The following is a 25,586-nucleotide window of genomic DNA, read 5'->3' on the forward strand; positions in this document are numbered from 1 at the left end:
GGCCCCAGCAGGAAGCAGAGACGACAGGTGACAGAAGCGATCCTCCTGGTCGGCGGCAAGGGCACCAGACTGCGCCCGCTCACGATGAACACGCCCAAGCCGATGGTTCCGGCGGCGGGCGTCCCCTTCCTCACCCACCAGCTGGCCCGGGCCAAGGCGGCGGGCGTCGACCACATCGTGCTGGCCACCTCCTACCTGGCCGAGGTGTTCGAGCCGTACTTCGGGGACGGTTCCTCGCTCGGCCTCAGCATCGAGTACGTCACCGAGGGCGAACCGCTCGGCACGGGCGGCGCCATCCGCAACGTGGCGTCCCGTCTGGACTCCGGGCCCGACGACCCGGTCCTGATCTTCAACGGCGACATCCTGACGGGCCTGGACATCAGGGCGCTGGTGGACACCCACCGCTCGTCCGGCGCGGACGTCTCCCTGCACCTCACCCGGGTCGACGACCCGAGGGCGTTCGGCCTGGTCCCCACGGACGGGACCGGCCGGGTCACGGCGTTCCTGGAGAAGCCCCAGACGCCGCAGGAGATCGTCACCGACCAGATCAACGCGGGCGCGTACGTGTTCCGCCGCTCGGTCATCGACGAGATCCCGGCGGGCCGCCCGGTCTCGGTGGAACGCGAAACCTTCCCGGGCCTGCTGGCGCGGGGCGCCCACCTCCAGGGCATGGTCGACTCGACGTACTGGCTGGACCTCGGCACCCCGCAGGCGTTCGTCCGCGGCTCGGCCGACCTCGTGCTCGGGCGGGCCCCGTCCCCCGCGGTCCCGGGCCGCTGCGGCGACCGCCTGGTCCTGCCGACGGCGACGGTCGCCCCCGGCGCGAAGCTGACGGGCGGCACGGTGGTGGGCGACCGCGCGGTGATCGGCGAGGGCGCGCGCGTCGTGGGCAGCGCGATCCTGGCCGACGCGGTCGTCGAACCCGGTGCGGTGATCACGGACTCGCTCGTGGGGGCGGGGGCGCGGATCGGTGCGCGGACGGTGCTGGACGGGGTGGTGGTGGGGGACGGGGCGAGCGTGGGCCCGGACAATGAGCTCCGCTCGGGGGTGCGGGTCTGGTGCGACGCGGTGCTTCCGGCGGGGTGCGTCCGCTTCTCCTCGGACCAGTAGGCCCCTCGGGGCCGCGGGGTGCCGGGGGGCGGGTGGCTGGTCGCGCAGTTCCCCGCGGCGCCTGAAGGGTCGGTCGTTCGTCGGGTGCGGGGCGTGGTTGCTTTTCGCGCAATTCCCCGCGCCCCTATACCCGTGGTCGCCCGCGGGTCGTGGACGGTGCTCGCGCAGTTCCTCGCGCCCCTATCAGCACTGGTGCAGGGGCCGTGCTGGGTTGCATGGGCATCTTCAGCCTGTCCGGCGATTGAGGACGAGCGCCGTTCAGGCGCGAACGGGGGTGCAGGGGGCGGAGCCCCCGCAGGGGGTCTGGGGCGCAGCCCCAGGGGTTAGCTCATTCAATGCGCTGTACGGGCGGGCGGGTGGGAAAACCCGCCCGGGGTCTGGGGCGGAGCCCCAGGGAGCTGCACCCTCAAGTAGCCGCACGGGCGGGCGGGTGGGAGAACCCCCCGGGCTGGGCGGAGCCGGGGGCTCGCCCCACGCGAGGGAGCCGCACAACGGGCCAACCCCCGGAGGGCCCCGCGCCGCGTACCCTCGAAGGACAGCCCACCCCCGAGGACCCCCACCGTGGCAGGACGATTCACCCCCCATACCCCCCACCCCGCCGGCCAAGGCACCCCGCACATCCCCCGGCCGGCAGGCCAGACCCGCGTGTGGGCCGCGAAGGGCCCCCTCGACCTCGCCCTCACCCTCGGCCCCCTCAGGCGCGGCCCCGGCGACCCCACCTACCGCACCACCCCCGACGGCACGGTATGGCGTACATCACGTACCCCCGCCGGCCCCGCCACGCTGCGGGTGAGGGCGTCCGGGGACACCGCGCACGCCGAGGCGTGGGGTGCCGGCGCGGAGTGGATGCTCGACCAACTCCCCGCGATGCTGGGCGCGTTGGACGACCCGGAGGCCTTCGAGCCCCGCCACCGCTTCGTCGCGGAGACCCAGCGCAGACGGCCCGGCCTGCGCCTGACCCGTACCGGCCTGGTCCTGGAGTCCCTGATCCCGTCGGTCCTGGAGCAGAAGGTCACCGCGACCGAGGCCTACCGGGCGTGGCGGCTTTTGGTGCGCGGCTTCGGCGAGCCCGCGCCGGGCGGCGCCCCCGAGGGCATGTACGTCATGCCCGATGCCAAGGGGTGGGCGATGATCCCGTCCTGGGAGTGGCACCGCGCGGGCGTCGACTCCAAGCGTTCGGACACCGTCATGCGCGCGGTACGGGTGGCCCGCCGCATGGAGGAGGCGGCCGCGATGGATCAGGCGAAGGCCGCGGAACGGCTTCAGCTCATCCCCGGCATCGGCCCCTGGACGGCCGCCGAAACCCTCCAACGGGCCATCGGCGCGGCCGACTTGGTGACGGTCGGCGATCTCCACCTGCCCGGCATCATCGGCCACGCCCTGGCCGGCAACCGCAACGCCGACGACGTCGAAATGCTGGCCCTGCTCGAACCGTACGCGGGCCAACGCCACCGGGCCGCCCGCCTGGTCCTGCTGAGCGGACGCACCCCGCCCCGCCGGGCCCCGCGCTTCCAGCCGAACAACATCGCGGTCCTGTAGGGGAGTTGGGGCTGGGCGGGCGGCGCTCAGCGCACCTGGATGAACACAAACGAAACCCGAACCCGAACCCAAACCCCAAGCCGCGCGCTCAACGCACCTCAATGAACGCCGAAACCTCCCGCGCAGCCCGCTCCCGCGGCACCCCCGCCGCATGGCCGACGGCCACCGCCCCCATCGGGTCCCACCCCGCAGGCAGGCCGAGGACATCGCGTACGACGTCACGGCAGAACATCGTGGACGACACCCACGCCGAGCCGAGCCGTTCGCCCGCGAGGGCCACCAGGAAGTTCTGCACGCCCGCGCCCATCGCGACCACGAACATCTCGCGCTCGGCGCCGTCGCGCCGCGCGTCGCCGTAGTGGTGCGCGCCGTCCATCACCAGGCAGGGGACCACCAAGTACGGCGCCGCGCGCAGGACTTCGCCCCGGGCGACCCGCTTGGCGATCGACGCGTCGGACTTCCCGTCGCGGCGCAGGTCCGCGATCCACGCGTCCCGCATCGCGTCGAGCAGCCGGGTGCGGGACTCCTCGGATTCGAGCAGCACGAAGCGCCACGGCGTGGTGTGGTGCGGGGCCGGCGCGGTCACCGCGGCCGCCACCGCACGCCGTACGGCCCCCGGGTCGACGGGTTCGGCGGTGAAGGCCCGTACCGTACGCCGCTGGGTGACCGCTTCCCGTACCGCTTCCGAGGTGCCGAGGCGGAACATGTCGTCGGCCGCGACGCGGACCATCTCGCGGGCCGAGCCCTCGCCCGCCAGATGGGCGAGCCCGCGGACCACGGCGACCGGAAGCCCGCCCGCCTTGCCCTTCACCAGGTCGCCCGCGGCGGCCAGTTCGTCGGCGAGCGAGATCACCGTCGCGCTCAGCGGATTGCCGTGCCCGTCCGTGCCGCCGCGCAGGTCGTCCAGGACGCGTACGCCACTCGCGCCGATCGCCACATCGGTCAGGCCGTTGCGCCAGGGCCGGCCGAAGGTGTCCGTGACGATCACGCCGACCTCGACGCCCAGCGCGTCGCGCAGCCCGGCACGGATCGCGGCCGCCGACGCGTCGGGGTCCTCGGGCAGCAACAGGACCGTACCGGCAGGGGTGTTGGAGGCATCGACACCGGCCGCGGCCATGACCAGGCCCTGCCGGTTCTCGACGATGCGCAGGGTGCCGCGCCGCGCCACCACCCGTACCGTCTCGGCGTCGATGGCCGCCTCACGGTCGGTGGCCTCGGTGATCCGGCCCTCCGCCTTGGAGACGATCTTCGAGGTGACGAGCAGGATGTCGCCGTCGGCCAGGCCCGGCTCGGCCGCCGCGATCAGCTTGGCCAGGTCGTCGCCGGCCCGTACCTCGGGCAGGCCGGGCAGCGCCCACACCCGGTAGGAGGCAGGGCTCACGCGCGGACCTCCTCCGCGAGTGTGAGGGCCTCGCGGGCCATCGCGGCCGTCGCGTCGAGGTCCGTCATCATCAGCGGCACCGCCCGGCAGCGGATGCCCGCCTCCTCGACGCGGGCCGTCGAGCCGGCGTCCACCGTGTCGACGAGCCAGCCGTCGAGCAGCCCCGAGCCGTAGTGCTCGGCGACCGCCGCCGCCGTGGACTCCACGCCGACCGCCGCGAGCACCTTGTCGGCCATGCCGCGCACCGGGGCGTCGCCGACGATGGGGGAGAGGCCGACCACCGGCACGCCCGCCTCGGCGATCGCCTCGCGGATGCCGGGCACGGCCAGGATGGTGCCGACGGAGACGACCGGGTTGGACGGCGGGAAGAGGATGACGTCGGCCGTGGCGATGGCTTCGAGGACACCCGGCGCGGGCTTGGCCTGCTCGGCGCCGACGGGAACCACGGCCTGCGCGTCCACGGAGGCGCGCAGCTTCACCCAGTACTCCTGGAAGTGGATCGCCTTGCGCTCGCCGTCCACGTCGACCGCGACGTGCGTCTCCACGCGGTCGTCGGACATCGGGATGAGGCGGACGCCGGGCTGCCAGCGGGCGCACAGCGCCTCGGTGACCGCGCTCAGCGGGTATCCGGCGCCGAGCATCTGCGTACGGACGATGTGCGTCGCGAAGTCGCGGTCGCCGAGCCCGAACCATTCGGGGCCCACTCCGTAGGCGGCGAGCTCGTCCTTCACGGTGAAGGACTCCTCCGTACGCCCCCAGCCCTGCTCCTCGTTGATGCCACCGCCCAGGGTGTACATCACGGTGTCGAGGTCGGGGCAGACCTTCAGGCCGAACAGATGGATGTCGTCACCGGTGTTGCCGATCACGGTGATGTCCGCGTCGGGGGCGGCGGACTTGAGACCACGGAGGAAGCGGGCACCACCGATGCCGCCTGCCAAGACCACAATGCGCATGCACAGAGTCTGTCAGGCGGGTACGACATCCTGGCTCGCCGGGGCGGACTGGCTCGGGTGCATCGGCATGTCGGTCAGGCCCGGGTAGTAGATGTGCAGGCTCACGGCCGGCTCAAGGGAGTCGTTGACGACCTCGTGGACGTAGCCCGGCGCGAAGACCCGCTGGGACCCGGTGGTCAGCGCGCGCACGCTGCGCTCGCTGCGCTCGGCGAGTTCGCCGGTGAGGACGGTCAGTACGCCCGAGGACGCGCCGTGGTCGTGGGCGCCGCTGCCCTGGCCGGGCACCCAGGACAGGAGCCACACCTCGTAGCCGGGCCCGGTGCGGAGGCGGTGGTACCAGCGGGAGGCCGCGTCGTACTGGACGAGGTGGGCCCACTGGGAGCGGTCGGCGGCGATGGCACGCGCCAGTCCGGCGAACTCGGCGACGGTGGCGGGGTGCTCGCGGGCGGGTTGCAGGAGGTGCTGGACCTCCAGGATGTCGCCGGCGATCTGGAGGTCGCTGTGGCTGCTGTTCATGGTGCGGGGGTTCCTCGGCAGGAGTGCTGGGGTGTCGCAGATGAGGTGTCTCGCACGGCTCGCCAAGGCGAAGGCGAAGGCCAGGCGGAGGCGTGATGCGGAGACGGCGGCCGTCCGGACGCGCTGGCGTCAGCGGGGGAGGCGGGGGGAGGAGCTGGATCGCACGTGGGGCAAGCGGTGCGGCATCAACAGCTGGAACAGCAACAGCGCGCCTGGACAGCGCTGCGGAACCCACGGACGTGGGTCGCTCGGTGCGCTGTGGTCGCTGACATGCGGTCCAGGAGACCGGGTCCGGTCGTCGGTTGTCAACCCAATGCCCGATTTGGCGGCAATGTTTCACCTCATCCGGTTACTGCGGCCGGAGAAAGGTTTGTGCACTCGCGAGGCGGGAGATGTGGCGCAGCAAGTGGGCGATCAAACGCCGCCACCTTCTCGTGATCTGAATGTGATCCGGGCCGCTTTCTGGGTACGGGCGCAACAAGATCAATATTCGCCTCGTCCTCCCCTGTGGTCACAGTCGAGCCGAGCCGAGTGGATCCGTGCGGAGAGGTGGTGGCGTGAGCCAGTGGCATGTGTCACCTTTTTGGCGATTTGAACACTTTCTGCATAGCCTTGGTTCCGCAGAGTGAATACGGGGCCCAATAGCAGATCTCGGCTTGACTGGCCCGGATCCGCGCACTTGTAATTTCACTCGTGTCGTTCGGCCGGATTCGGTAACGGCAACATCACGGGGCAGCAAAAGACAGACGAGGGGCGCACATGACCGAGCTGTTTCAGGAACTGCTGGTCGACGAGGCCGAAGAGGAGCTCGGCTGGCAGGAACGGGCCCTCTGCGCCCAGACCGACCCCGAATCCTTCTTCCCCGAAAAGGGCGGCTCCACGAGAGAGGCCAAGAAGGTCTGCCTCGCCTGCGAAGTCCGTTCCGAATGCCTGGAGTACGCACTCGCCAACGACGAGCGGTTCGGCATCTGGGGCGGCCTGTCCGAGCGTGAGCGCCGCCGCCTGAAGAAGGCCGCGATCTGAGTCGGCCGGAGAGGCTCGCCGTCCGCGCCTGAAGTTCGGCGTGCGAGGCCGGTGTTCGAGTTCGGCGTGCGGGGCCGGCGTGCGGGACCGGTGTTCGAGTTCGGCGTGCGGGGCCGGTATGTGAGGCTGGTGTTCGAGTTCGACGTGTGAGGCCGACGTGTGAGGCCGGCACGCGAGTCCGCTGTACGAGGCCGGCACGCGAGTCCGGTGTACGTCGGCATGAGAGGCCAGTGTTCGAGGTCGGCACGCGAAGCCGGTGTTCGAGGTCGGCATGCGAGGCCCGTATTCGGAATCGGCGTCCAGAGTCGGTGTTCGGGGCCGGTGGCCCGTCGGCCGACCCCCGACGGCCCGGGCCGGGCGTGCGACCGCCCAGCATCGCGGCGCTCAAACCGCCCAACTCCGTACACAATCAACGGTCCGTCCCCCGCGCCCGTCCGCAGGCGGCGGACCGCCTGTGTGGCAGCCGTTAGTGTGGGGCGCTGTCCACGGCACTCCGGTCACGTCAGAGCCCGTCTCGCACCGCCGGCCGTGCCGACCGCAGTCCGCACAGCAGCCTTCCGGGGCGGAGGGGCCCGTACCTCGATGTCCGTGCACAGCCAGTCGACGTCCCCGTACGAGGCGGCCGCGACTCCCGAATTCCCCCGCCATGTCGTCACCGCCGTGCTCGTCTCGCACGACGGCGCGCGCTGGCTCCCCGACGTCCTGTCCGGACTGCTCGGCCAGGAACGCCCCGTACAGAACGCGTACGCCGCCGACACCGGCAGTGCCGACGACTCCGCGCGTCTGGTCACCGAGGCGCTGGGCGCCGACCGCGTCCTGCATCTCGCCCGGCGCACCGGCTTCGGCGCGGCCGTCGAGGAAGCCGCCCGCACCGCACCCGTGCTCGGCCCCGACGAGCTGACCTACCTCAAGCGCCCCAGCGGCTGGGACCCGGTCACGCGCAGCTGGCGCGACGACAGCTACGACCTGCCCGAACTCCCGCACGGCGAGCCCGTGCAGTGGCTCTGGCTGCTCCACGACGACTGCGCGCCCGAGCCCGGCGCGCTCGCCGAACTGCTCCGCGTCGCCGACGCCAACGCGCACGCGGGCATCGTCGGACCCAAGCTCCGCGGCTGGTACGACCGCAAGCAACTCCTGGAAGTCGGCGTCTCCATCGCCCACAGCGGGCGCCGCTGGACGGGCCTTGACCGGCGCGAACAGGACCAGGGCCAGCACGACCAGGTCCGGCCCGTCCTTTCGGTGTCGTCGGCGGGCATGCTGATCCGCCGCGACGTGTGGGACGAACTCGGCGGTTTCGACCGCAGGCTGCCCCTCATGCGCGACGACGTCGACCTGTGCTGGCGCGCGCACGCCGCAGGGCACACCGTGCTGGTCGCCCCCGACGCCGCCGTCCGTCACGCCGAGGCCGCCGCCCGCGAGCGCCGCACCGTCGACTGCGCGGGACGCTCCGTCGTCAACCCCCACCGGGTCGACAAGGCCGGCGCCGTCTACACCATGCTCGTCAACTCGCGTCCCGCGCTTCTCCCCTACGTAGCGCTGCGCATCGTGGTCGGCACCCTGCTGCGCACCGTCGCCTACCTCGTGGGCAAGGTCCCGGGCCAGGCCGTCGACGAGGTCATGGGCCTCCTCGGCACCCTGCTGAGACCCGGCCGTATCCTCGCCGGCCGCAAGAAGCGCGGCACGAGCGGCATCGAGGCGAGCGAACTGCGCCCGCTGTTCCCGCCGCCCGGCGCCACCATCCGCGCCACCGTCGAATCGGTCGCCGGCAGCCTCGGCGCGGGCACCGAGGACACCGGCGGCTCCCGGCACGGCGCCGTCGAATCGGGACCGGGCGGCGACGACGCCGACTTCCTGGAGGTCGAGCAGTTCGCCCGACTCAAGAAGATCGCCGGCCGGCCCGCGCCGGTCCTCTTCGCCCTCCTCCTGATCGTCTCGCTCGTCGCCTGCCGCAACCTGCTCGGCGGCGGCTCCCTCATGGGCGGCGCCCTGCTGCCCGCGCCCGACCACGTCGGGGACCTGTGGGGCCGCTACGCCGACGCCTGGCACCCCATCGGCGCCGGCGGCACCCAGAGCGCACCGCCCTACCTCGCGATGATCGCCGTGCTGTCCGCGCTCTGCTTCGGCTCCACCGGTCTCGCCCTGACCCTGCTCCTGGTCTGCTCGGTCCCGCTGGCCGGGCTCACCGCCTACTTCGCCGCCCGGCCCCTCATCGCCTCCCGCCAGCTGCGCTCCTGGGCGGCCATCGCCTACGCCTTCCTGCCCGCCGCCACCGGCGCGCTCGCCGCGGGCCGGCTCGGCACCGCCGTCCTCGCGATCCTGCTGCCGCTGATCGCACGGGCCGGCGTGACCGCCGCCGGGTTCCGCGGCGACGGGGCCCGCGGCAGCTGGCGCGCCACCTGGACGTACGCCCTGCTCCTGACCGTCGCCATGGCGTTCACCCCCGTGGTGTGGCCCCTCGCGGCGCTGCTCGGCCTCGGGGTCCTCGCGCTGCGCCGCGGCGACATCACGGCGTACGGGCTGCGCCTCCTGGCCGCCCTCGGCACGCCGCTCCTGATGCTTGCGCCCTGGTCGCTCAGCCTGCTCACCGGGCCGTCCGCCTTCTTCAAGGAGGCGGGCCTGGAGTACGGCGACGGGTCGGCCGGCGTACTCGACCTGCTCGGGGCCAGCCCCGGCGGGCCCAAGGCGGTCGGCGGCCTCGTGCTGCTCGGGCTCGTCGGAGCGGCGCTCGCGGCCCTGCTGCGCTCGGAGCGCACCTTCGCGATCCGCACGGCCTGGGTGGTCGCGCTCACCGCGTTCGCCTTCGCGATTCTGTCGAACCGCAGCGCCTGGGCGGGACCGGCGACCCTCGTGTACGGGCTCGCGCTGCTCGCCGCCGCCGCACTCGGCGCGGAGTACGGCCGCACCCGCGTCGCGGGCCACGGCTTCGGCTGGCGCCAGCCGGTCGCCGCGCTGATCGCGCTGGCCGCCGTGCTCGGACCGGTGTACTCCGCCGCGCACTGGATGATCGGCGGCGCCGACGGCCCGCTGGAGCGACGCGATCCGGCGCAGGTGCCGGCGTTCGTCGCCGAGGAGAGCGGCACCCGCGACCAGGCCCGCACCCTGGTCCTCGGCGGCACCTCGCCCGCCAAGGTCGCGTACACGCTGGTACGGGGCTCCGGCGGACAGCTCGGCGACGCCGAACTCGTCGCGTCCGGCACCGGCGACGCCGGGCTCGGCAAGGTCGTCTCCAACCTCGTCGCGGGCTCGGGCGCCGACCAGTCGAGCCAGCTCAGCGGGTTCGCGGTGCGCTATGTGCTGGTCCACGACGGCGCACCCCGGGCCTTCGCCCGCACCCTGGACGCCACGCCCGGACTCAGCCGGCTCAGCCAGCTCGACGGCAGCGCGCTGTGGCGGGTGGACCGCCAGGTCGCCCGCGCCATGATCGTCCCCGCGAAGGGCGGCGAGAGCCTGCCGGTCGCAGCCGACCCCGTCGACATCCACACCAAGATCCCGGCCGGTGCGGCGGGCCGCGTCCTGCGCATCGCCGACAAGGCGGCACCCGGCTGGAGCGCCACCCTCGACGGCAAGGCGCTCAAGAAGACCACCGTCGACGGCTGGGCGCAGGGCTTCGAACTGCCTGCCGACGCGGGCCGCCTCGATGTCACCTACGACGCCCCGCTCACCCACACCCTGTGGATCTGGACCCAGTCCGCGCTCGCCGTCGTCCTCCTGGTGCTCGCCCTGCCGGGCCGCCGCCGCCGGATCGACGACGACCTGCCCGAACCGGAAGCGGCCGTGGCGGCCGTTCCGGCGCAGCCCGTCGCGGGCGAGGGCCGCAGGGCCCGCAGGCTCCGCGCACAGGCCGAGACCGAGACCGAGGCGGAGTCGGTGGCCGAGGCCGAGTCGGACCCGGCCGGCGCCGATGCCACCGAACCCCGGCCGGACGGGCGGTCGGCCGAGTCGGCCCAGCTGCCGCAGCAGCCCGCGTACGGAGAATGGGACGCGGCGCAGTACGCCACCACCTCGCCCGCCGACACCACCCAGCACGACCAGCAGGCGCAGCAGCAGTACGACCCGTACCAGCAGCAGTACGCCGGGTATCAGCAGTACCCCGAGGGCCAGTACCCCGAGGGTGCGTACCCCGAAGGCCAGTACGTCCAGGCCCCGTACCCCGGCCAGGCCTACCCCGACCCCTCCTACCCCCGGCCCCCGCACTCCGAAGGGCCGGACGCCGAAGGCCGGTTCGGCGAAGAGCAGCACTCCGACGGCCAGTACACCGACGGCCGGCACTCCGACGGCCAGTACACCGACGACCGGCATTCCCACGGCCAGTACGCCGGTGAGCCGTACGCCGACGGCCCGTACTCCGGTGAGTCGTACGCGGACGGCCCGTACGCAGGAAGCGAGTACGCCGAGGGCCGGCCCGCGGAGGGCCAGTCCGCGGAGGGCCAGTACGGGGACGGCCAGTACGGGGACGGCCAGGGGCAGCAGCCCCCGTACGACCCCTACGCGCAGCCGCACCCCCAGCAGCAGGCGCGGGACGGTCAGTACGACCCGTACGGGTACGGCTACCCGCCCGAGCAGACCGAGCAGACCGAGCAGACCGGGCAGACCGAGCAGACCGGGCAGCCCGAACGGCAGCCGCACCGCCCCGACGGGAGCCAGCAGTGAAGCGCACGACCCTCTCCCTCGCAGCGGGAGCCGTCGCGCTCGCCGCGCTGACCGGCTTCGCCTCCCTCGCCGCGCCGGGCGGTTCGGCCGACACCGGGGCCAAGACCCCGGCGCGGCTGCCCGTCGAACGTTCGAGTCTGCTGTGCCCGGCGCCCAGCAACTCCGATCTCGCGCAGACGACGTACACGGCGTTCACCCCCAAGGGCACGGCGCAGAGCGCTTCCCCGGGCAAGCCGGGCACGGCGGTGCTGTCCCCTGCGGTGCCGCCGCCCGCCGACACCGACGCGGCCGATACCTCTGACAAGGACGCCAAGGACAGCAAGAGCGGCAAAGACGGCAAGGACGGCAAGGACGGCAAGGGCAGCACGGACAAGGCGGCCGTCGGCAAACCGGTCCTCTCTCTGAAGGAACCCGGCAAGCCGGTCACCGCCAGCGCGTCCGGCTCCGACGCTCCCGCGCTCACCGGGTCCGCCGACGGACTGCTCGCCCCGGGCTGGTCCGCGCAGCAGACCACCCAGATCACCGGGGGCGTCGGACGCGCACTGCTCGGCACCAACTGCACCGCTCCGGACGCCGAGTTCTGGTTCCCAGGCGCGTCCACCGCCAAGGACCGTCAGGACTACGTCCACCTGACCAACCCGGACGACACCGCGGCCGTCGCCGACATCGACCTGTTCGGCAAGGACGGTCCCATCAAGGCCGACACCGGCGAGGGCATCACGATCCCCGCCAAGTCGAGCGTTCCCGTCCTCCTCTCCACTCTGACCGGCACGGTGGCCGACGATCTGACGGTGCATGTCACCACCCGCGCGGGGCGGGTCGGCGCGGTGGTCCAGGCCACGGACGCGAAGGCGGGCGCGGACTGGCTGCCCGCGTCGGCGGACGCGGCCGCCACCCAGGTGCTTCCGGGCATCCCGGGCGACGCCACCGACGTACGCCTGATCGTGCACGCCACGGGCGCGGACGACGCGGACCTCAACGTGAAGCTGGCGAGCAAGGGAGGCAGCTTCACGCCGGCGGGGCTCGACACCGTCCACGTGAAATCGGGGATGACGGCGTCCTTTGATTTGAAGAACGTCACGAGGGGCGAGCTGGGTTCCCTTCTGCTCACCCCGGATGCGGACGGTGGCGGTCCGGTCGTCGCGGCGCTCCGCGTGGCCCGCGGCACCGGCGACAAGCAGGAGATCGCGTTCATCCCGGCGGCCGTACCCGTAGGCGCCCGCTCCACGGTCACCGACAACCGCGACAAGGCGGCCACGCTCGCCCTGACGGCGCCGGGCACCAAGGACGCCGACGTGAAGGTCACTTCGTCCGCGGGCACCGAGGGCGGCGACCCGCAGTCCAAGACGTACACCGTGAAGGCCGGCACCACGCTCGCCGTCGACCCGCCGGCCCCCTCGGGCCTCAAGGGCTCGTACGCGCTGACCATCGAGCCCGACCCGAACGGCGGCCCGGTCTACGCCTCCCGCACGCTGGCCATCACGCAGGACGGCGTCCCGATGTTCACGGTGCAGACACTGGCGGACGACAAGGGCACGGTCGCCGTGCCGGCCGCGTCGCAGGACCTCACGGTCCTGGAGAAGTAGGGAGCGGCAGCAAGGCCGGGCCCGGGCGGCGAGGAGCGAGGGCGCGCGTCGGGGGGCCGGGGGTGGGGAGCGAGGGACGGCCGCCGGGGCCCGGGCGGAGAGAGGTGGGCCCGGCGGCGGGTCAGTCCTGCCCGTACCGGGGGTCGACCGACTCGGGCGCCAGGCCCAGGAGTTCGGCGACCTGTTCGACCACCACCTCGTGCACGAGCAGGGCGCGCTCGTCCCGGTTCTTGGTGCGGATCTCGACCGGCCTGCGGTAGACGAGGATCCGGGCGGGCCGGTCCTTGCCCGCGGCGACGGCACGGCCGAGCGGCACCGCCTCGTCGCTCCAGGCCGCAGAGTCACCGTCGTCGTTGACCGCGCCGGGCGCCTCCTTGAACGGCACGTCGGTCACCAGGAACTCGACCTCCTGGAGCTGCGGCCAGCGCCGCTCCAGACGCTCCACCGAGTCGAGCACGAGATCGCGGAAGGTTTCCGCCCTGCTGGCCGAGAGCGGCACCTGGGGCGGAGCCACCGGCCCGCGCATGCCGCGGCCGTGCCGGTCGCGGCGCCGGGGCCCCGAACGGGAGCCAGTACCTTCGGCGGAGTGGGAGCTGTCCATCACTGACGCAGCGTAGCCCTCCGGGACGGATGGCGATCGCGGCGACGGCCCGGAAGTCCCCATGTCGCGCGATGACCATTTCGGCCATGAACGAGAGCGCTTACCCGGCCACCCAGGTCCCGGTATTCATCCCGTTTCCACCGAATTGTCCCCAAGTCGCGGACGCCGTAGGGCCGGTCATCCTCCGCGGCCCTTAGTTCCCGTGCAGGTCAGTGCAGTTGCTCTCAAGGAGCCTGTGCCCGAGCTCACACCGCGACACGGTGGAGTGAGCTGGTGGAGAGTCGTCGCGGCCCGGTCAAGAGTGCGGTACCGTCCAACGTCGTGAGCCCTGTACGTCGCTGTTCGCGCACCGCGTGCGGTCGCCCTGCCGTCGCGACGCTGACGTACGTCTACGCGGACTCGACCGCAGTTCTCGGTCCGCTCGCCACCTATGCCGAACCCCACTGCTACGACCTGTGCGCCGAGCACAGCGAGCGCCTGACCGCGCCCCGTGGCTGGGAGGTCGTCCGCCTGACGGACGGCTCCGCTCCGGCCCGCCCCAGCGGCGACGACCTGGAAGCGCTCGCCAACGCCGTACGGGAAGCCGCCCGTCCCCAGGAGCGCGCCGCCGAGGCGGGCGGAGGACGCGCGTCGGACCCCGTGGAAGTGGGCCGACGAGGCCATCTGCGCGTCCTGCGCTCGCCGGAGCCCTGACCGGCGCCCCACTCCCACCGTCACTGTCACCCTCCATCTCGGCCGAGTTGGCGCGGTCGTGCCGTGGCTCCCGGAGCTGTGGCCCTCGTCCGGGCGGCGGCGGGTAGTTTTGGGGACGAGGCCGGTGTCCCGCGGAGGGCGTCGGCGACGACATCAGGGAAGGTTGGGCCGTGGCTGCTGATCTGTCGCAGATCGTGAAGGCGTACGACGTCCGCGGAGTGGTGCCGGATCAGTGGGACGAATCCCTCGCCGAGCTGTTCGGCGCCGCGTTCGTCACCGTGACGCAGGCCGATGCCATCGTCGTGGGCCACGACATGCGGCCCTCGTCGCCGGGTCTGTCGAACGCGTTCGCACGCGGCGCGGCCGCCCTGGGCGCGGACGTCACCCTGATCGGCCTGTGCTCCACCGACCAGCTGTACTACGCGTCGGGCGCCCTGGACCTGCCGGGCGCGATGTTCACCGCCTCGCACAACCCGGCCCAGTACAACGGCATCAAGATGTGCCGCAAGGGCGCGGCCCCGGTCGGCCAGGACACCGGCCTCGCGGAGATCCGCGCGCTGGCCGAGCAGTGGTCGGAGCAGGGAGCCCCGGCCGCCGCGGCGAAGCCGGGCACGATCACCGAGCGCGAGACGTTGACGGACTACGCGGCCCATCTGAAGGCCCTCGTCGACCTCACCGCGATCCGCCCCCTGAAGGTCGTGGTCGACGCGGGCAACGGCATGGGCGGGCACACCGTGCCCACCGTGTTCGACGGGCTGCCCCTCGACCTGGTCCCGATGTACTTCGAGCTCGACGGGACGTTCCCCAACCACGAGGCCAACCCGCTCGACCCGGCGAACATCGTGGACCTCCAGGCCCGCGTCATCGCCGAGGGCGCAGACCTCGGGCTGGCCTTCGACGGCGACGCCGACCGCTGCTTCGTCGTCGACGAGCGGGGCGAGCCGGTCTCGCCGTCCGCGATCACGGCGCTCGTCGCGGCCCGCGAGCTGGCCCGCCACCCCGGCGGCACGGTGATCCACAACCTGATCACCTCCTGGTCCGTCCCCGAGGTGGTCCGCGAGAACGGCGGCACCCCGGTCCGCACCCGGGTCGGCCACTCCTTCATCAAGCAGGAGATGGCGGCCACCGGAGCGATCTTCGGCGGCGAGCACTCCGCGCACTACTACTTCGCCGACTTCTGGAACGCGGACACCGGCATGCTGGCCGCGCTCCACGTCCTGGCGGCGCTCGGCGGCCAGAAGGGCACGCTCTCCGCGCTGGTCGCCCAGTACGACCGCTACGCGGGGTCGGGGGAGATCAACTCCACGGTGGAGGACCAGGCGGCCCGCGCGGCGGCGGTCCGCACCGCGTACGAGGGCCACGCCGGCCTCACCCTGGACGAGCTCGACGGCCTGACGGTCACCGCCCAGGACTGGTGGTTCAACCTGCGCGCCTCGAACACGGAGCCGCTGCTCCGCCTGAACGTCGAGGCGCGCGACGCCGCGACGATGGCAAAGGTCCGCGACGAGGTCCTGTCCATCGTCCGCTCCTGACCCATCCCGAAACCCCGCCCCAGATACGTGGGGTGGGGTCCAGGCCGACCACGTACACGGGGGCGGGGCTCAGCGTCCCGAGATGGCGGTGCGTGCACCCCGCTGGGGGCGCGGGGAACTGCGCGCCAAGCCCAGTCCGGCGGGCACGGACAGGCAACCGGGCGCGGGCCCCGGCCCACCTGACATTGGCCCCGCCGCAAACCCGCCCCCGCCCGAAGCGCCCGCGGCGCCCGCGGCGGCCGCGCGCCCCCGGGAGCAACCCGGGTCGGGAGCAACCCGGGTCACAAGCCGACCCGTTCCGACCGCGGCCCGCCGGAGACCCACCCCAGCGGTAGGCTGGCCTCGCCCCACTGTGCGCACCCGTTCGCGCACCAGAACGAAGCACGCCGAAGGGAATCTCATGCCGCTCGAAGCCGGCCTCCTCCAGATCCTCGCCTGCCCGGCGTGCCACGCCCCGCTCAGCGACGCGACCTCGGCGGACGAGCCCGAGCTGATCTGCACGGGCAAGGACTGCGGTCTCGCCTACCCCGTGCGCGACGGCATCCCGGTCCTCCTGGTGGACGAGGCCCGCCGCCCCGCGTAAGGGAACGCGAGCACCCACCGCGCCCCGACCAGGTAACCCCAGGTACCCCGTCCCGGTAACCCGACCCCCTAGAGCCGGAGGCCGACCCCATGCTCGACGAGTCGCTGCTCGACGCACCGGAGGCCCTCGCCAGGGCAGACCGCAGAGGGCTGTTGCGCGCAGCGGCGGAAGCGGGCGCCCGCGTCCGTACCGCGGCCCGGCACGCGGTCGAGGCCGGCATCGCCGAGCTCAAACCCGAGGGCCGCCCCCGCTCCGTACTGATCGCCGGCCCCGGCACCGCGGCGGCGGGCGTCGCCGACCTGATCACGGCACTCGCGGGCGCCTCGGCGCCGGTCACCCGGCTCGAATCCTCCGGGGTCGCGCCCGCGGCGGGCGCCCTGCGCTGGAGCCTTCCGGGCTGGGCCGGCTCCGTAGACCTGCTGCTCATCACCACCGTCGACGGTTCCGAACCCGGTCTCGCCCTCCTCGCCGAGCAGGCATACCGCAGGGGCTGCAACGTCGTCGCGGTCGCCCCGCCGCGTTCCCCGCTCGCGGAAGCCGTGGACGGGGTGCACGGCCTCGTCGTCCCGATGGCGTCGGGCCCCTTCGAACCCGACGAGGCGGAGATGTCCGCCGCGAGCCCGGGCGCCCTGTGGTCCCTCTTCACCCCCCTGCTCGCGCTGCTCGACCGGGTCGGCCTGCTCAGCGCGCCCCCCGAGACCATCGAGAAGGTCGCCGTCCGTCTGGACCGCACCGCCGAACGCTGCGGCCCGGCCATCGCGACGTACAGCAATCCCGCCAAGACGCTGGCCTCCGAACTCTCGGAATCGCTCCCGCTGATCTGGACCGAAGGCGTGGGTGCGGCCCCCGCAGGACGACGGTTCGCCGCCGTGCTCAGCGAACTGTCCGGCCACCCGGCGCTCGCCGCCGAACTGCCCGAGGCGCTGCCCGCCCACGGTGTGCTCCTGTCGGGATCGCTCGCCGCCGGCGCCGACCCCGACGACTTCTTCCGCGACCGCGTCGACGAGCCGGAGCGGCTGCACGCCCGGGTCGTCCTCCTGCGCGACCGTCCCGCCGGCGGCCTCTCCGCCGCCCCCGCCGCCCGCGAACTCGCGCTGAGCCACGACGCCCCGATCAGCGAACTCGAACCCGAGGACGGCAGCGAGCTCGAATGCCTCGCCGAACTCCTGGCCATCGCCGACTTCGCGACCGTGTACCTGACGATCGCCTCAGCCTGACCGCCCCCCCGTTGGCCCGAACCTCACCCAGTTTGCCCCCGCCCCTCGGCACAGCCCACCCGCACGAGGGGCACAGCCCACCTGCCACACCCGCCCCACCCGCGCGAAGGGCACAGCCCACCTGCCACACCCGCCCCACCGGCGCGAAGGGCACAGCCCACCCGCCCAGCCGCGCACCCCCTGGCCACCCCCGGCCACTCCGGACCACGCCCCACCCGCGCCCCGCCGAGCCCCCGCTCCCGGCAGCCGAAAGAGAACAAAGGACCCATGGACCGTCTCACCAACACCATCCGTCCCTACGCCTGGGGCTCCACCACTCTCATCCCGGAGCTCCTCGGCACCACGCCCACCAACGAACCCCAGGCCGAAATGTGGATGGGAGCCCACCCCGTGGCCCCTTCCCGGCTCGACCGGGGCGCAGGTCGGACATCGTTGTCAGACGTCATCGCGACGGACCCGGCGGCTGAACTCGGCCGCGCCACCCTGGCCCGGTTCGGCCCCCGCCTGCCCTTCCTCCTCAAGCTGCTCGCCGCGGGCGCCCCGATCTCCCTCCAGGTCCACCCCGACCTCGCGCAGGCGAAGGAGGGCTACGAAGCCGAGGAGCGGGCCGGGGTCCCGATCGACGCCCCGCACCGCAACTACAAGGACACCAACCACAAGCCCGAACTGATCTGCGCGCTCACGCCGTTCGAGGGCCTGTGCGGCTTCCGCACCCCCGAGGATGCCGCGCAGACGCTGGCCGCGCTCGACGTCGACTCCCTCAAGCCGTACGTCGACCTGCTGCGCGCCCACCCCGTCGAGGCGGCCCTGCGCGAGGTCCTCACCGCCGTACTGACCGCCGACCACGACGAGATGGCGGCCACGGTGACCGAAGCGGCCGCCGCCTGCGCACACCTGGGGGGCGCGCAGTACACCGCGTACGCCTCTCTCGCGCACCACTACCCCGGCGACCCCGGCGTCATCGCGGGCATGCTCCTCAACCACGTGCAACTCCAGCCCGGCGAAGCCCTGTTCCTCGGGGCCGGGGTGCCACACGCCTATCTCGGCGGCCTGGGCGTGGAGATCATGGCCAATTCCGACAACGTCCTGCGCTGCGGCCTGACCCCCAAACACGTCGACGTCCCCGAACTCCTCCGCGTCGTACGCTTCGAGCCCACCGAACCCGGGGTGCTGCGCCCCGAGGCATCGGCGGCGGGGGAGGAGCTGTACGAGACCCCGATCGACGAGTTCCGCCTCTCGCGTTTCGTGCGGGCCGAAGGCGCGGCCCCCGCCGAACTCACGGCCCCGACCCCGCAGATCGTCCTGTGCACGGCGGGCAGCCCCTCGGTGGGCGGACTGACCCTGGCCCCGGGCGAGTCCGTCTTCGTCCCGGCGGAGGAAATGACCGAGCTGTCCGGTACAGGAACGGTTTTCCGCGCCACCGTGGTTGCCTGATGTAACAATGTGCCGCCGCGGGGTCCGGGCACGGGCCGGCCCCGCCGATGGCAACCGACGAAGGGAAGACGGCAACTCCATGAGCGCGTCAGGCGGAACCAAGGCCATCGTGGCGGCGCTGAGCGCCAACCTCGCCATCGCGGCGGCGAAGTTCGTGGCGTTCCTGTTCAGCGGTTCGTCGTCGATGCTCGCGGAGAGCGTCCACTCGCTCGCCGACTCGGGCAACCAGGGCCTGCTGCTGCTCGGCGGCAAGAAGGCCAAGCGCGAGGCGACACCTGAACACCCCTTCGGCTACGGGCGCGAGCGCTACATCTACGCCTTCCTTGTCTCCATCGTGCTGTTCTCGGTCGGTGGCATGTTCGCGGTCTACGAGGGCTACGAGAAGATCAAGCACCCGCACGCGATCGACGCCTGGTACTGGCCCGTCGGCGTCCTCGTCTTCGCCATCATCGCGGAGGGCTACTCCTTCCGTACGGCGATCAAGGAGTCGAACGTCACCCGGGGCGGGCTCTCCTGGAAGGAGTTCATCCGCCGCGCCAAGGCACCCGAACTCCCCGTCGTCCTCCTGGAGGACTTCGGCGCCCTGGTCGGCCTCGCCCTGGCCCTCGCGGGCGTCGGCATCGCGGTCGCCACCGGCGACGGCATCTGGGACGGCATCGGCACGCTGTGCATCGGCATCCTGCTGATCCTGATCGCCGTCATCCTGGCCGCGGAGACCAAGTCGCTGCTCCTCGGGGAGTCGGCGGGCATGGACGAGGTCGAGAAGATCAAGGCGGCGATCGTGGACGGCGACACTGTGACCTCGGTCATCCACATGCGCACGCTCCACCTGGGACCCGAGGAACTGCTGATCGCCGCCAAGATCGCGGTCCAGCACGACGACACGGCCCAGGAGGTCGCCACGGCGATCAACGCGGCCGAATCCCGCATCCGCGAGGCGGTCCCGATCGCCAGGGTCATCTACCTGGAGCCGGACATCTACAGCGCGGAGGAAGCAGCGGCGGGCCCCGACCCGAGGGCCACCCCGGGCGGCCACTGAGCCGACCGGATCCCGCCCGCCATTGACGGAACCCCCGAATCGGCCGACTTTCGCCCGGAGCCTTTGGCCGGACACGCTGGGGTCCGCTGGGCCGATCGGTGTAGATTCGTGACCAGAGCCAGACGTCGCTGCTGATGGCGGTCGGTCGGTCGTCCCCACGGACCCGGCCGAGGGAGAGAGGGCCTCCGACGGACTGCGCTGCGAGCGCGTTCGGGCACTCCCATGCCCATAGCCGCCCGCAGACCAGCCGTACCCACCTCGCCACCCATCCACGAGGAGCAGCTCACATGACGACTGACGCCAACGGCGCCGGCCAGGACTTCAAGGTCGCCGACCTCTCCCTCGCCGCCTTCGGCCGCAAGGAGATCAACCTCGCCGAGCACGAGATGCCCGGCCTGATGTCGATCCGCAAGGAGTACGCCGCCACGCAGCCCCTGGCCGGCGCCCGCATCACCGGCTCCCTGCACATGACCGTGCAGACCGCCGTCCTGATCGAGACCCTGGTCGCCCTCGGCGCCGAGGTCCGCTGGGCCTCCTGCAACATCTTCTCCACCCAGGACCACGCCGCCGCCGCCATCGCGGTCGGCCCGAACGGCACGCCCGAGGCCCCCGCCGGCGTCCCGGTCTACGCCTGGAAGGGCGAGACCCTGGAGGAGTACTGGTGGTGCACGGAGCAGGCGCTGACCTGGCCGAACACCCCCACCGGCGGCCCGAACATGATCCTGGACGACGGCGGCGACGCCACCCTCCTGGTGCACAAGGGTGTCGAGTTCGAGAAGGCCGGAGCGGCCCCGGACCCGTCCACGGCGGACTCCGAGGAATTCGCCCAGATCCTCACCCTGCTGAACCGCACCCTGGGTGAGAACCCCCAGAAGTGGACCCAGCTCGCCTCCGAGATCCGCGGTGTGACGGAGGAGACCACCACCGGTGTCCACCGCCTCTACGAGATGATGCGCGACGGCGACCTCCTCTTCCCGGCGATCAACGTGAACGACGCCGTGACGAAGTCGAAGTTCGACAACAAGTACGGCTGCCGCCACTCCCTGATCGACGGCATCAACCGCGCCACCGACGTCCTCATCGGCGGCAAGACCGCCGTCGTGTGCGGATACGGCGACGTCGGCAAGGGCTGCGCCGAGTCCCTGCGCGGCCAGGGCGCCCGCGTGATCATCACCGAGATCGACCCGATCTGCGCGCTCCAGGCGGCGATGGACGGCTACCAGGTCACGACCCTGGACGAGGTCGTCGACAAGGCAGACATCTTCGTCACCACCACGGGCAACAAGGACATCATCATGGCCGCCGACATGGCCAAGATGAAGCACCAGGCGATCGTCGGGAACATCGGCCACTTCGACAACGAGATCGACATGGCCGGCCTGGCCAGGATCCCCGGCATCGTCAAGGACGAGGTCAAGCCCCAGGTGCACACCTGGACCTTCCCCGACGGCAAGGTGCTCATCGTCCTGTCCGAGGGCCGCCTGCTGAACCTCGGCAACGCGACCGGTCACCCCTCCTTCGTCATGTCGAACTCCTTCGCGGACCAGACGCTGGCCCAGATCGAGCTCTTCACCAAGCCGTCCGAGTACCCGACCGACGTCTACGTGCTGCCCAAGCACCTCGACGAGAAGGTCGCCCGCCTCCACCTGGCCTCGCTCGGCGTGAAGCTGACCGAGCTGCGCCCGGAGCAGGCGTCGTACATCGGCGTCGAGGTCGAGGGCCCGTACAAGTCGGACCACTACCGCTACTGATCCCGAGCAGGCTGCAGGCGCCGCCCCAGGGCCCAACTGGCGCCTGCAGCCGACCCGGTGGCCCGGCGCGTGGCGAACAACGGCCACCCGCCGACCCGGCCCCCGGCGACGGCAGCAGCCCCGCGGCGACGGCAGCAGCCCGGTGGCCCAGCGCCCGGCCGGGACCGGCGGTGGGAGGCCCAAGGACCAAGCGCCCGGCCGACCGCGGTTCAGGGAGGCCCAAGGCCGGCGGACCGTGTGGCATCCGAGAGGTAGTGCGGTGCGGGTCCCACCCCGGGACCGCCGGGGCCGGGGCCGGTCAGCGCATCCGACCGAGCCGGCGCCCGGGCGGGGGCCGGTATCGGTCGACCGGTACTCGGGCAGCCCCCCGCACCCCCGTGACGGGGGGCTCGCCCAGTACCGTTCCCGACCGCGTCAGCGCCCGACTCCCGAGGACCCCGAGATCACATGCCCCGCGGCCGATATTCGCTTCACGATCCCCACGACCACACCCCTCTCGGTGAAGAACACTTCCACTGCGCGCCAGGTCCTTCCGGCTGGCGCTACGTCTCCCAACTCACCACCCCCTCCGGAGACCACGCGGGCTCCGTAGACCTCGCACTCGATGAACTCGGCCGTCCCATCCGCCTCGAACTCCATGCCGGCGGCTGGCAGGTACGAGGCGCCGCTCTGGACGGCGTCACATGGGTCCGTACAGATCCGTCCGGGGTCCACGCGAGCGAAGGCAATGTCCGGGCCCACGCCTTCACCGCCGCCTCCCCGTCGTTCCTCGTGGCCACCTCCCGTCTGCTGCGCCTCACCCCCCAGTCCCCGACGACGCGCGTCCGCCTCGTCCTCTTCACGGACCCGGTCCTCGCCCCCCGCACGATCGACCAGTCCTGGGCCCTGATGAAAAGTGAAGCGCATGCCACTGACAATGGCCCCCTGACCGTGGACGAATACCAGGTCAACGCCCTGGACACGGGCGAGCAGCACACCGTCCACATCGCCGGAGACGTAGTGCTCGCGGCCCCCGGGATCGAGTTGGAAGACCTGGAATCCCCGCCCTCGACGTTCCCAGCGCCGTAACTCCCCAGCCGCCCAAGCCGATTCCCTCCACCGCTCACCTCCGCCGGTCGCCGCCACCGATCGCCGCCGCCCCCGACGGCTCCCCAGCAGTGGCGAGTTGAGGGACGAGGCCGACCCGCGCGGACGCAATGGAAGCGGGAGCACGCATCGCCCCCGGGAGCGCGCACCGCCCCGAGGGACGCCCCCGGCCCCCAGGCCCGGCCCCGGCCGGCTACGCAGGTGGCGCGAACCCCGTCGGACGCGCCGGCACCCCGGCCTCGCCCGTCCCTTGGCCAGCCCCTTCGCCGGCGCCCGCCGTCGCGTCGGCCCCGTCCGAAACCGGTAGCCCCACCGGCGGGACACCCGCACCGGCAACCGCACCGGGACTCGTCATCACCCTGGCAGCCGGCCCAAATCCCGACCCCGTAACCGGAACGGTCCCGACCGGCACGGCCCCGCCCGGAGCCATCCCACCCGGCGCCGTCCCGGCACCCCAACCAGGCCCCGAGCCCGCACCCGTAAACGAACCCGGCCCCGTACCCGATCCCGCCCGTGGCCCAACGCCCACCCCAGGCCCCCAGACGGGAGCAGAGTGCGCCCCCACGGCCGCGCCTCCCGCGAAGGCCCGCCGCGCGTCCCGTGCCTGGCGCTCGCTCACCACACCGGCGAGATACGCGGCCGGCGGCGTCCCCTGAGGGCATGGCGCCCCGGTACGGGACGCCATGTCGTCGGCCAGACGCACCGCCAGCGCCCAACTCACCTGCGGATCGAGCTGCTGCATACGCGTCAGGTACTGGCGCACCGCCAGCCAGAGCTCGTCCGGCACCCGTGACAGATCCAGCGTGGCGAACCGCCCCACCAACCACGGCGGCGGAGGCGGGACAGCCGCAGTCCTCCCCGACGGCACCCGCTCGCGGACGACGAGCGTCCCCGCGAACACGTCACCGATGCGGCGCCCGCGCGCCGAGACCAACGACGCGATGCATCCCACGACACCGAAGGTCAGCAGAATCTCGATGACCGCCATGGCGCCACGTACGAGCGCGTGCCGGAAACGAATGGGCCCGCCATCGTCCCGCACCACCCGCAGCCCACATGCCAGCTTCCCCAGCGACCGTCCATGAGTCAGCGTTTCGACAGCGATCGGCGCCCCCACCAGGACGAGCAGGAAGAGGGCCACGGTTATCGCGGCCTGGGCGGCGGAATCCAATGAGGCGGTGGCAAGCAGCATCACCATCGAGATCAATATGTAGGCCGCCCACACCACCGCCAGGTCGATCAACAACGCCAGTGCCCGACTCGGCAACCGCGCGGGCCGCAGCCCCAGTACGACCGCATCTCCCGTGACCAGCGCGCTCACCGATACCCCACCCCTCATGGACGACGACCTTCCACACCCCTCGCGCCCCCAGTCTGCCAAGCTGGCCCGCAACGCGCCGCAGCAGTGCCGCAGCAGTACGGACCCGTCCGCACCCAGTGCATGGAGCAGCAGCAGAACATGGACCTCGACGTCTTCGTGACCGTCCACCACGCGGAGTGGGACCGCCTCGAACACCTCCTGCACCGGGGGCGCCGCCTCACCGGCACCGAGGCGGACGAACTGGTGACGCTCTACCAGCGCACGTCCACCCACCTGTCCCAGATACAGTCCACCACCCCGGACCCGCTGCTCACGGCACGACTGACGCAACTGGTGGCCCGCGCGCGCTCCACCGTCACCGGTACCCGCCGCGCCACCTGGCGCGACGCGGCACGCTTCCTTACGGAGGGGTTCCCCGCAGCGGTCTACCAGTCGCGGCGCTGGTGGATACCCGCCGCCCTGATCTCCGTCGCGGTTTCGGCGGTCATCGGCTGGTGGATCGGCACGCACCCCGAGGTCCAGTCCTCCATCGCGGCTCCCGACGCGCTGCGCCAGATGACCCGGCCGGGTGGCGAATACGAGACGTACTACTCAAGCCACCCCGCCGGCTCCTTCGCGGCGCAGGTCTGGACGAACAATGCGCAGGCCGCCGCGATGTGCCTGGTCCTGGGCGCCTTCTTCGGCATCCCGGTGCTGTGGATTCTCTTCCTCAACATGCTCAACCTGGGCGTCGGCATCGGCCTCATGTCCTCGGCCGGGCGCCTCGACACCTTTCTCGGCCTGGTCCTGCCGCACGGACTCCTGGAACTGACCGCGGTGTTCGTCGCCGCCGGTACCGGCATGCGCCTCGGCTGGACCGTCATCGACCCGGGCCCGCGCACCCGCCGAGCAGCCCTGGCGGAACGGGGCCGCGCCGCCGTCGGCATGGCCATCGGACTGGCCCTGGTGCTGTTCGTCTCCGGCCTGATCGAAGGCTTCGTCACCCCCTCGGGGCTCCCGACCTGGGCCCGAATCAGCCTGGGCGTCGCAGCCGAGCTGGCCTTCCTTGCGTACGTGTACGTCCTTGGCGGTCGAGCCACGCGTGCGGGCGAGCGGGGCGACGTCGAAGGAGCCGCCCGCAGTGCCGAACTTCCGACGGCCGCGTGATGTGCGCGCAGCACCTCTGACCTGCTACTGTCCTCCTCGCCCACAAAAACCGTTGACACGGTTGGCGTGGGGAGGTAGATTCTAACGGTTGCCGCGAACTGGACAAGTTCGGGAGCACTGACTAACATCTCTCTCGCTCTCACCGGAAACTAGATTTCCTAGCGATGAGCCATTCCGATTCACCATTCGAAGTCAAAGAAGCCGATTCGGTCGGCCGAAATGCTTCTGGTAGAGTCGGAAACACCGAATAGGGAAACGCGAAAGCGAAGAACTCAAGGTAAACCCCAATTCGACGGGGAATCGGACACGAAAGAGTCTGATAGAGTCGGGAACACGAAATACCGAAGGGAAGCGCCCGGAGGAAAGCCCGAGAGGGTGAGTACAAAGGAAGCGTCCGTTCCTTGAGAACTCAACAGCGTGCTAAA

At 72.1% G+C, this 25,586-nt stretch carries 19 protein-coding genes; 14 read left to right on the top strand and 5 right to left on the bottom strand.

The window, feature by feature from the left end:
* The first annotated feature begins 27 nt into the window (after positions 1–27).
* Both ACGFW5_RS33225 and ACGFW5_RS33230 read left to right on the top strand, forming a co-directional pair.
* A complete protein-coding gene (locus ACGFW5_RS33225) occupies positions 28–1,110 on the top strand; it encodes a sugar phosphate nucleotidyltransferase (protein WP_393838050.1) in 1,083 nt (360 codons plus the stop codon).
* A gap of 561 nt (positions 1,111–1,671) precedes the next feature.
* Positions 1,672–2,649: a DNA-3-methyladenine glycosylase family protein gene (locus tag ACGFW5_RS33230; RefSeq protein WP_393838051.1), complete on the top strand. Its 978-nt coding sequence runs from the start codon at positions 1,672–1,674 to the stop codon at positions 2,647–2,649.
* Between the two features lie 88 nt (positions 2,650–2,737).
* Here ACGFW5_RS33230 and ACGFW5_RS33235 read toward each other — a convergent pair whose 3' ends face one another.
* Genes ACGFW5_RS33235 through ACGFW5_RS33245 form a run of 3 tightly spaced genes read right to left on the bottom strand, consistent with a single transcriptional unit; the run spans position 2,738 to position 5,499 of the window.
* On the bottom strand, positions 2,738–4,030 hold the full coding sequence (locus tag ACGFW5_RS33235) for a coenzyme F420-0:L-glutamate ligase (RefSeq protein WP_393838052.1): 1,293 nt from the start codon (positions 4,028–4,030) through the stop codon (positions 2,738–2,740).
* On the bottom strand, positions 4,027–4,983 hold the full coding sequence (gene cofD / locus ACGFW5_RS33240; RefSeq protein ID WP_393838053.1) for a 2-phospho-L-lactate transferase: 957 nt from the start codon (positions 4,981–4,983) through the stop codon (positions 4,027–4,029). Before cofD ends, ACGFW5_RS33235 begins: the two co-directional genes overlap by 4 nt.
* Before the next feature lie 12 nt (positions 4,984–4,995).
* On the bottom strand, positions 4,996–5,499 hold the full coding sequence (locus tag ACGFW5_RS33245) for a cysteine dioxygenase (protein WP_393838054.1): 504 nt from the start codon (positions 5,497–5,499) through the stop codon (positions 4,996–4,998).
* A 759-nt stretch (positions 5,500–6,258) separates the two neighbouring features.
* Here ACGFW5_RS33245 and ACGFW5_RS33250 point away from each other — a divergent pair.
* The 3 genes from ACGFW5_RS33250 to ACGFW5_RS33260 all read left to right on the top strand — a co-directional run bounded on the left by ACGFW5_RS33250 (position 6,259) and on the right by ACGFW5_RS33260 (position 12,758).
* Positions 6,259–6,522, top strand: coding sequence for a WhiB family transcriptional regulator (locus ACGFW5_RS33250; protein WP_267052898.1), 264 nt, complete (start codon positions 6,259–6,261; stop codon positions 6,520–6,522).
* A 582-nt stretch (positions 6,523–7,104) separates the two neighbouring features.
* Positions 7,105–11,172 (top strand): glycosyltransferase, encoded by a 4,068-nt coding sequence (locus ACGFW5_RS33255; RefSeq protein ID WP_393838055.1) that lies wholly within the window; start codon positions 7,105–7,107, stop codon positions 11,170–11,172.
* Complete coding sequence (locus ACGFW5_RS33260; RefSeq protein WP_393838056.1) at positions 11,169–12,758, top strand: DUF5719 family protein; 1,590 nt, start codon at positions 11,169–11,171, stop codon at positions 12,756–12,758. Before ACGFW5_RS33255 ends, ACGFW5_RS33260 begins: the two co-directional genes overlap by 4 nt.
* A gap of 121 nt (positions 12,759–12,879) precedes the next feature.
* Here ACGFW5_RS33260 and ACGFW5_RS33265 read toward each other — a convergent pair whose 3' ends face one another.
* Positions 12,880–13,359, bottom strand: coding sequence for a metallopeptidase family protein (locus tag ACGFW5_RS33265; RefSeq protein WP_393838068.1), 480 nt, complete (start codon positions 13,357–13,359; stop codon positions 12,880–12,882).
* 273 nt (positions 13,360–13,632) lie between these two features.
* Here ACGFW5_RS33265 and ACGFW5_RS33270 point away from each other — a divergent pair, with 273 nt between their 5' ends.
* The 8 genes from ACGFW5_RS33270 (at position 13,633) to ACGFW5_RS33305 (ending at position 22,676) form a co-directional block, all read left to right on the top strand.
* Positions 13,633–14,052, top strand: a complete 420-nt coding sequence (locus ACGFW5_RS33270) for a DUF3499 domain-containing protein (protein WP_393838057.1) — start codon at positions 13,633–13,635, stop codon at positions 14,050–14,052.
* Between the two features lie 170 nt (positions 14,053–14,222).
* Positions 14,223–15,584: a phosphomannomutase/phosphoglucomutase gene (locus ACGFW5_RS33275; RefSeq protein WP_393838058.1), complete on the top strand. Its 1,362-nt coding sequence runs from the start codon at positions 14,223–14,225 to the stop codon at positions 15,582–15,584.
* Positions 15,585–15,984: 400 nt separating this feature from the next.
* Positions 15,985–16,167 carry a Trm112 family protein gene (locus ACGFW5_RS33280; protein ID WP_393838059.1) on the top strand — a complete coding sequence of 61 codons (183 nt, stop codon included), beginning with the start codon at positions 15,985–15,987 and terminating at the stop codon, positions 16,165–16,167.
* A gap of 89 nt (positions 16,168–16,256) precedes the next feature.
* Entirely contained in the window at positions 16,257–17,384 is a 1,128-nt protein-coding gene (locus tag ACGFW5_RS33285; protein WP_393838060.1) for an SIS domain-containing protein, read from the top strand.
* 267 nt (positions 17,385–17,651) lie between these two features.
* Entirely contained in the window at positions 17,652–18,818 is a 1,167-nt protein-coding gene (gene manA / locus ACGFW5_RS33290) for a mannose-6-phosphate isomerase, class I (protein WP_393838061.1), read from the top strand.
* Positions 18,819–18,897: 79 nt separating this feature from the next.
* On the top strand, positions 18,898–19,857 hold the full coding sequence (locus tag ACGFW5_RS33295; protein ID WP_393838062.1) for a cation diffusion facilitator family transporter: 960 nt from the start codon (positions 18,898–18,900) through the stop codon (positions 19,855–19,857).
* 287 nt (positions 19,858–20,144) lie between these two features.
* Positions 20,145–21,608, top strand: coding sequence for an adenosylhomocysteinase (ahcY, locus tag ACGFW5_RS33300; protein ID WP_393838063.1), 1,464 nt, complete (start codon positions 20,145–20,147; stop codon positions 21,606–21,608).
* A 447-nt stretch (positions 21,609–22,055) separates the two neighbouring features.
* Positions 22,056–22,676, top strand: coding sequence for a hypothetical protein (locus ACGFW5_RS33305; protein ID WP_393838064.1), 621 nt, complete (start codon positions 22,056–22,058; stop codon positions 22,674–22,676).
* A gap of 211 nt (positions 22,677–22,887) precedes the next feature.
* Here ACGFW5_RS33305 and ACGFW5_RS33310 read toward each other — a convergent pair whose 3' ends face one another.
* Complete coding sequence (locus ACGFW5_RS33310; RefSeq protein WP_393838065.1) at positions 22,888–24,015, bottom strand: RDD family protein; 1,128 nt, start codon at positions 24,013–24,015, stop codon at positions 22,888–22,890.
* Between the two features lie 138 nt (positions 24,016–24,153).
* On the opposite strand from ACGFW5_RS33310, the gene ACGFW5_RS33315 reads away from it, so the two are divergent.
* Positions 24,154–25,161 carry a stage II sporulation protein M gene (locus ACGFW5_RS33315; protein ID WP_393838069.1) on the top strand — a complete coding sequence of 336 codons (1,008 nt, stop codon included), beginning with the start codon at positions 24,154–24,156 and terminating at the stop codon, positions 25,159–25,161.
* Positions 25,162–25,586 lie beyond the last annotated feature (425 nt).

It is taken from the genome of Streptomyces sp. NPDC048416, from assembly GCF_043200435.1.
Lineage (GTDB): Bacteria > Actinomycetota > Actinomycetes > Streptomycetales > Streptomycetaceae > Streptomyces.